Source organism: Frankia sp. CcMO1, from assembly GCF_977945845.1.
Window position 1 is genome coordinate 1 of sequence record NZ_CDWTMG010000251.1, and the last position, 6,778, is coordinate 6,778.

The 6,778-nt window shown below is 71.1% G+C and carries 6 protein-coding genes; 3 read left to right on the forward strand and 3 right to left on the reverse strand.

The window, feature by feature from the left end:
- Together AC08OU_RS20910 and AC08OU_RS20915 are read right to left on the reverse strand one after the other, a co-directional pair.
- A partial coding sequence (locus tag AC08OU_RS20910) for a TIGR02678 family protein (RefSeq protein ID WP_476605615.1) occupies positions 1-2,554 on the reverse strand: 2,554 nt, incomplete at its 3' end.
- A 108-nt stretch (positions 2,555-2,662) separates the two neighbouring features.
- Positions 2,663-4,342: a TIGR02677 family protein gene (locus tag AC08OU_RS20915; protein WP_476600262.1), complete on the reverse strand. Its 1,680-nt coding sequence runs from the start codon at positions 4,340-4,342 to the stop codon at positions 2,663-2,665.
- Between the two features lie 176 nt (positions 4,343-4,518).
- On the opposite strand from AC08OU_RS20915, the gene AC08OU_RS20920 reads away from it, so the two are divergent.
- Complete coding sequence (locus AC08OU_RS20920; protein WP_462185833.1) at positions 4,519-4,716, forward strand: ribbon-helix-helix protein, CopG family; 198 nt, start codon at positions 4,519-4,521, stop codon at positions 4,714-4,716.
- The gene (locus AC08OU_RS20925) at positions 4,713-5,093 is read left to right on the forward strand and encodes a type II toxin-antitoxin system death-on-curing family toxin (RefSeq protein ID WP_462185803.1); all 381 of its coding nucleotides are present in this window, start codon (positions 4,713-4,715) and stop codon (positions 5,091-5,093) included. The genes AC08OU_RS20920 and AC08OU_RS20925 overlap by 4 nt, the downstream gene beginning before the upstream one ends.
- A gap of 273 nt (positions 5,094-5,366) precedes the next feature.
- On the opposite strand, the gene AC08OU_RS20930 is transcribed toward AC08OU_RS20925, so the two are convergent.
- Complete coding sequence (locus AC08OU_RS20930; protein ID WP_462185802.1) at positions 5,367-5,828, reverse strand: MarR family winged helix-turn-helix transcriptional regulator; 462 nt, start codon at positions 5,826-5,828, stop codon at positions 5,367-5,369.
- A gap of 80 nt (positions 5,829-5,908) precedes the next feature.
- Here AC08OU_RS20930 and AC08OU_RS20935 point away from each other — a divergent pair, with 80 nt between their 5' ends.
- Entirely contained in the window at positions 5,909-6,667 is a 759-nt protein-coding gene (locus AC08OU_RS20935) for an SDR family NAD(P)-dependent oxidoreductase (protein WP_476605616.1), read from the forward strand.
- Positions 6,668-6,778 lie beyond the last annotated feature (111 nt).

A 6,778-nucleotide genomic window follows, 5' to 3' on the forward strand; every position in this document is an offset into this window, starting at 1 on the left:
CGGCGGCCCGGACCGCGGCGTCGAAGCCCGCCGCGTCGGCCTGGACCGTGCGTTCCGCCCCCGTGAGCCGGCGCTTCCGGTCGCCGGCGGCCTCGGCCGCGGCCCGGCTGTCCCGGTCCCGCTGGGCGGCGAACCGGGCGAGCTGCCCGGCATCCTCCTCGGCGCCCCGCAGCGCCGCCGCGTCGCGCATCTCCGGGCTGTCCCGCAGCGCGTCCCGCCGGGCGGTCAGTGTGGCCTTCGCCTCCTCCACCTCGGTGAGCGCCTGCTGCGCGGCCGTCAGGGCCTCGACCGCCGCCTGATGCGCGGCGTCGGCCTCGGCGAGATCCCGCCCGTGCTGCTCGTAGCGGCTGTGCGCCTGTCGCGGCGGGGCGGCGTACCGTTTCGCGGCCACCCGGGCGTACCGGCGGTAGTGGGTCAGGAACGCCTGCGCCGCCGTTTCCGCCTCGGCGAGGGCGCGCAGCGTCTCCCGTTCCTCGTCCAGGCCCCGGAACGCCTCGGCCACGGTGACCACGAGCGCGGGGTCCAGCGGCGGCAACGCCTCGGTGAGTGCCCGGGAGAGCAGCTTCTCGTCGGGCTTCTTGGACAGCTGCGGCTGGCGTAGCTGGATCAGGAGGTTGACCAGGGCCTCGTACCGGTGCCCGCTGAGACCGAACAGCGATTCGTCCACGGCACGGCGGTAGTCCGACGCGGTGTCATACACCGCGCCGTGGCCGTCGACGGCGTCTTTTAGTTTGTCCCTGGTCAGCGGCACCCGGGTCGGGCCGACCCGGGACAGCTGCGGACCGATCCGTTGGCGGGTCACGAAGAACCAGTGCCGGACGATGCCGCGCCCGCTGACCGCCTTCAGACCGGCCCCGATCGTGCGGTACTCGGGGACGCCGTCACCGCCCAGCCGGCCGAACTCCAGCCAGGTGTAGCCGAGCCGCTCGGGATGCGGGTGCCGGCCGCCCAGCAGCAGGTTCCATTCCATCCGCTTGTTGCGGTCACCGTCCGGTTCGACCCGGTGCGCGGCCAGCTCGCCGTCCAGCAGGAACGGGAGCGTCAGCGCCAGGACCTTCGACTTGCCGGTACCGTTGTTGCCGCGCAGCAGCAGCCGCCCGTCGTGGAAGTGGAATTCTTCCACGTCGTAGTAGAAGAGGTCGACGAGGCCGGCGCGCAGCGGCTGCCAGCGGTCCTCTCGGGCCGGAACGGGAATCGCGGTCGAGGCCGGGGACGGTGTCGTGGCCGATGCCGGTGCCGATGTCGTGGACGCGCGGGTCGGTGCCGCGGGCACACGGGGCGAGGTGCTCATCGGCGGCTCGTCTTCTTCCTTCTGACCGGACCGCTTCTGACCGGACCGGCGCCGCCCGCCCGGCTGTCGTGGATCGTCGGCGCCTCGACGGCGTAGCGCGTGATCGCGGGCCGGGCGAGCACCGCCGGTGGTTCGCCGGCCTGGCCCGGCACGTCCGTGACCAGCCGCAGCGCGCAGCTTGTCCAGCGCCATGGCGAGCAGCTCGGCGTCGGCACCCGGTTCGGTGACGCCCCGCCGCCAGTAGGTGGAATGCTCGGCCGCCATCTTCCGAACGTAGCCACGCAGCCGGCCGACCGGCACCGGCCCCGCGGAATCTGGCTGGGCGGCGAGATACTCGGCGACCAGCAGGGTCACGTGGCCGTCGGTGCGCTGTTCCGGCATCCGTACGTCGGTGAGCTCGTCGTCGGGGTCGACCATCGCGATCCCTTCCGCGCGCATCTCGGCGATCAGACCGGTGGCGTCCTCGATCCGTCTGGTGATCGCCCGGCGCTGGCTGATCAGGTAGGCGCGCTCGTCCTCGGCGAGCTCGTCGTAATAGACGACGGGATCATCGAGCAGCCGGCGGGTCAACCGGTGGCGAAGCGACCGGTTGCGCAGGTCGTCGGTGTCGGGGACGGGCTCGTGGGTCAGCTCGGCGAGCCGCGCCCCGATGTCGTCGGCGTCGATGGTCGACGGGCCGCGGGTACCGGTCAGCAGCGACGCGAGCACCCTGCGGCGTACGTCGTACAACGCGTCGCCGCTGTCGCGCAGATAGGCGTCCTCCTCGCCGGCGACCCGATCCAGCACGCCGAGCGCGAGCAGCAGCCGGACCACCGCCACGAGGTCGGAACGTTCGTTCCGGCGGCTGAGGGTGAAGGTGACCCCGGTGCGGGCCAGTTCCGGGTCGCTCGCCGCGACCAGCACCCCTTCGGCCAACCGGCCAAGGGTGATCTGGGTGTCCGCCGCCTCCAGCACCGACAGCGCGAGGCACAGCAGGACGTAGCGGCGCCGCCCGAACGGCGCTCGACCCTTCCCCTCCCGCGCCGGGTGCGTGTCGTCCTGGATGGTCGCCGCCGTCTTGAACAGCCGCGCCGACTCGGCGTCGACGACCAGCCGCCAGCCGGTTTCGGCGGCGAGCCACTCGCGCAGCTCGGAGGCGTGCCGGCGGACCAGCCGCAGGACCTCGTCGTCCGCGCCGGCGGTGCGTAGCGGCCCGGCCAGCAGCGCGCGCAAGGCCCTGCGCCGCGCGGCCCGGTTCTCCTCGGCGACCGAGTCCGCCGTCATCCGGACACCCGTCCGGTCTCCAGCAGCTCGAGCCGGTCCGGCCCACCGGCGAGTACGACCGGATCGAGGTCGTCCATCCGGCCATTCAGATCGTTTTGCCGGTTTCGGTCATTCCTGTCGTTCAGGCCATTCAGGCCATTCAGGCCGCCGGACGCGATGCCGCACCGGCCAGGTCGACGATCTCGACGGTGTGTTCCGGGCCGTCCAGGACGCCATCCTCGGTCTCGATCCGCGCCACCCCCCGCCGGGGACGAGGGTGAGCCGGATCAGGACCGTGCCGTCGCTGGACGTGGTCTCCACCTCGGTATCGCCCGGCAGCCTGGCGGCGAGCGCGTCCCCGAGCAGGCCGAGGAACAGCCGGAACGCCTGCCGGTCCAGGACGCCGAGCTGGGACAGCAGTACCGGCCCGTCGGTGGCGAGCCGGGCCCGAGCGGACGCGGCCTGCTCCGCCTCCCGCGCGGCCTGCTCGGCGAGCAGCCGCCGCTGCTGCGCGCGGTCCGTGACCCGGTTCGGCGTTCCGCGCCGCTCGTAGGAACCGGTCCGGCGCAGCTGCGGGCTGATCCGCATCGGCGGCGCCTCCTGCCACGGCGTGTTCGGTGTCGGCTCGTCCTCCTGCCAGGCGGCGACGGTCTCCTGGCTGACGGTGAGATGCCGGGCCGAGGCCAGGCCGAAGGCGGCCCGCCACAGCCGGTGGGCCGCCGCGTCGTCAGGGGCCTCGGCAAACCAGCGGGCGAGCGTGCGGAAGTCCGCCGACCGGTCCGGACGGCCGGTACGGCGCTCGTTGAGTGCGGCGACGGTGTCGATGAGCTGGGTGATCGCGGTGATCGCCGCGCCCCGCAACAACCGTGCCTGGGAGGGACGGCGTGAATCCGCCGACACGAACCAGTCGTGCAGGCCGCGCCAGCGGTTGCGCCAGCCGTCCAGGGCCGCGGCGACCGCGGCGTCGTAGGCGGTCCGAATCCGCTCGGCGTCGGTTCGCCCGGGGTCGGATACCCCGGATACCTCGGAGTCGGATATCTCGGGCACGTCGGGCACGGCGTCGGTCGCCTCCCGACGGGCCGCGAGCAGCAGCAGGCGTTCGACGCCGGCCCCCTCGACCTGACCCAGCAGGGTGGCGATCTCCGCGCCCCGGTTCGCCAGCTCGGCGATGAACCGGTTGATGTAGTCGATGAGCCGTTGCTTGTAGGCGAGGAACGCGTCCACGTCACCGTCCGAGAAGTCGATCACTCGGCGGAGGGACGTCATGAACGCCTGAGCGTTGTCGGCCAGTCCGGTGAACCGCTCCGCCAGCCCCAGCAGCAGCAGGTGTACCTTCGCCGGGTCGAGATCGGCGGCGTCGCCGGCCGTCATCTCCACCAGGGCGCGCAGCTGGGCGGCGATGTCCTCCAGCGCCACCGACTGCAGGGTGCCCCGGCGGCCGATCGCCACCTCGTAGACGGCGATCGCCTCCTCGGCCGTCTGCCCGGCCGGGGTCAGCTGGTACAGGTAGCGCGCCCGGTGGAAGTCCGCCACCGTGGTCACCCGGCCGGTGTCCGGGTCGGCCCGCAGGTTGCCCCACTCAACGAGCTTGTCCAGCGCGGCGATGATCGACTCGGTCTGCCCTGGCCGCCCCAGGTCCGCGAGCACGTCCTCGGGGCGCATGTGGACGATGAACCGGTCCCGCGCCCGCGCGAACGTCGTCAGCACCTCCCGGTAGACGTCCGCGTTGGGGGCGCTCAGGTGCGCGAACGGCTGCCGGGGCGGCGCATCACCGCCGGCTGCCGGCCCGGTCTGTCCGTCGCTCGTCACACCGCCCAGTATCGCCCACCATGCTACTGCGTGAACGGCGGGTGACCGGCTACCAGTGACATTACTGACGCGCGTCTGTCTGTACCTGCTGCGGGGGTGATGTTGCTGGCTGTCGGACGGCGCTTGACGATTGCGACGGTGGCGGTATCGCTGATGATACCATTCCGGGCGTGGCTATGACCTTGCGCTTGACGGACGCCGAGACGGAGGCGTTGCGGCGCCGCTCCGAGCTGGAGCAGCGGTCGATGCAGGAGGTCGCCCGGCAGGCGATCCGGGAGTACATCGAGGCGCACAACCGTGCGGAGCTGCTGGACCGGGTGTTGGACGAGGAGCTTCCGCGGTACGCCGAGGCGCTCCGCCGGCTCGGCGAATGATCTATCTGACGCTGCCCGAACTGCTTCACGTCGCCGAACGGACGCTCGGAGCCGAGCCCCAGGTCCGAGATCATGGCCTGCTCGAATCCGCGCTGGCCCGACCGCGGGCGACCGTCTTCGGTCACGACGCGTATCCCACCCTCGACGGCAAGGCCGCTGCGCTGCTGCACTCTCTCGCCCGTAACCATGCGCTCGTCGACGGGAACAAACGCCTCGCTCTCGCCGCGCTCATCGTCTTCTATGGTCTTAACGGCCGCCGTCTGACGCTGACCAACGAGGGCGCCTACGACCTGGTGATCAGCGTCGCGGCGGGGGCGTGCGATTCTGTCGAGGAGATCACCAGGATTCTCGCGGAGGCGAGCGAACCCGGTCGATGAGAGTCGCCTCGTGGCAGCCGTCCAATGCGTCATGACCATGACGGCAGAGGCGTCACGCGACCAAGAAAATATATGCTGTGAGCTGCGTCGACACCGCTATAATGATCGAACTCTGAAGTGGTGAGACCGGACAGGCGGGGGTGGTCGTGGAGCCGCGCCAGCTGAGCCTTGAGCTCTTGTCGAGATCCGCGTCGGTCCCGCGATTGGCTTGATCTTCAGGCGTGATGGACCGGGGGACCGCGGATGTTCGGCCATCACGCCATCGGCGCGGTCTCACTCCTCGACCAGGGCGTCGTCTCCCATCACGCCGCGCAGGCTGGCGATGGCCTGCTCGAGCGCGTCGATCGTGATCTCGCGGTCGGGCGCGCTCACTTCTCCCATGGCCTCCTCGGCGAGTTCTGACCAGGCCTGCTCAATGGCGGGTACCAGCGCCTGGCCCGCATCCGTCACCACGATGCGCACCTGGCGGCGGTCGGTGGCGACCGGCTCGCGCCGGAAGTACCCGGTCTTCTCGAGTCGCGCAAGGCTGCGGGTCGCGGTCGGCGGCTCGACGCCGAGCCGGGCCGCCAGCTCCGAAATCGTCATCCCGCCGCGATCTTGGGCCAGGTGCCACAGCAGCACGTCCTGGCCGGGGTGGAGCCCGAGCGCGGCGAATCGGCGTGCCCTCGCGGCGCGGTAGAGCTTGCCCATCTTGGTCAGCGCCCGGTTGAGGCGCATGGCTTCGCCTGCGTCCACGCTGGCTATCGTATATTTACATAGTCGGCTAATATATAGCTGGCTAATAGGTGTTCGGCTAATCGTTTGGGAGGATGATTATGGATCTTGGGTTCGAGGGTCGGATCGTGTTGGTCACGGGGGCGTCAGGTGCGATCGGCGCCGCGGTCGCCAGGTTGTTCGCGCATGAGGGTGCCTACGTCGGCGTGGGCTGGCATCACAACGAAGAGGGTGCCCGGCGCCTCGTCGACGCGATCGTCCGTACGGGCGGGAAGGGGGTGGCGGTGCGGCTGGACCAGCGGGACCACGGCTCGGTCGAGGCCGCGGTGGGTGAGGTGCGGACCACGCTCGGGGAGATCACGGTCCTGGTCGCGAACGCGGTCGCATGGCCGACGGGGCCGACCGAGACGTGGGAGAGCCTCACCGACAGCCTCACCGCAAACGTCACCGGGACGATGGCAGCGGTCGGCGCCGTGCTGCCCGGCATGAGGAACGCCGGGTGGGGCCGGCTGGTGCTGGTGTCCTCGGACCTCGTCGAGCAGCCGCTGCCTGCGGCGGTCTCCTACCCCGCGGCGAAGGGATCGCTCGAGACCGCGGCCCGGGTGCTCGCGGCGCGAGAGGCGCGGTACGGCATCCTCACGAACGTCGTACGGCCCGGCTTCACCCTGACCGATCGGGCGCTGAGTGCACCGTGGCTCGGCCAGAAGGCCGTGGATGCTGAGGCAGCGAAGACGCCGACCGGCCGCATCTGCACGCCCGAGGACGTCGCCTCCGCCGTCGCCTACCTCGGGTCGGCCGCCAACAGTCACATCAACGGCGAGGTGCTGTCGGTGACGGGTGGACGGCACCTTACCCGTTAGGGCCTGTTTGGGAAGTACGTCCCGGGGCTGGCCGTGGATCTGATGGTGATTTTCGGATTGCATGATCCGTTGTGTGGTGCGGGGTGACCTGACGAACGAGCAGTGGGCTGT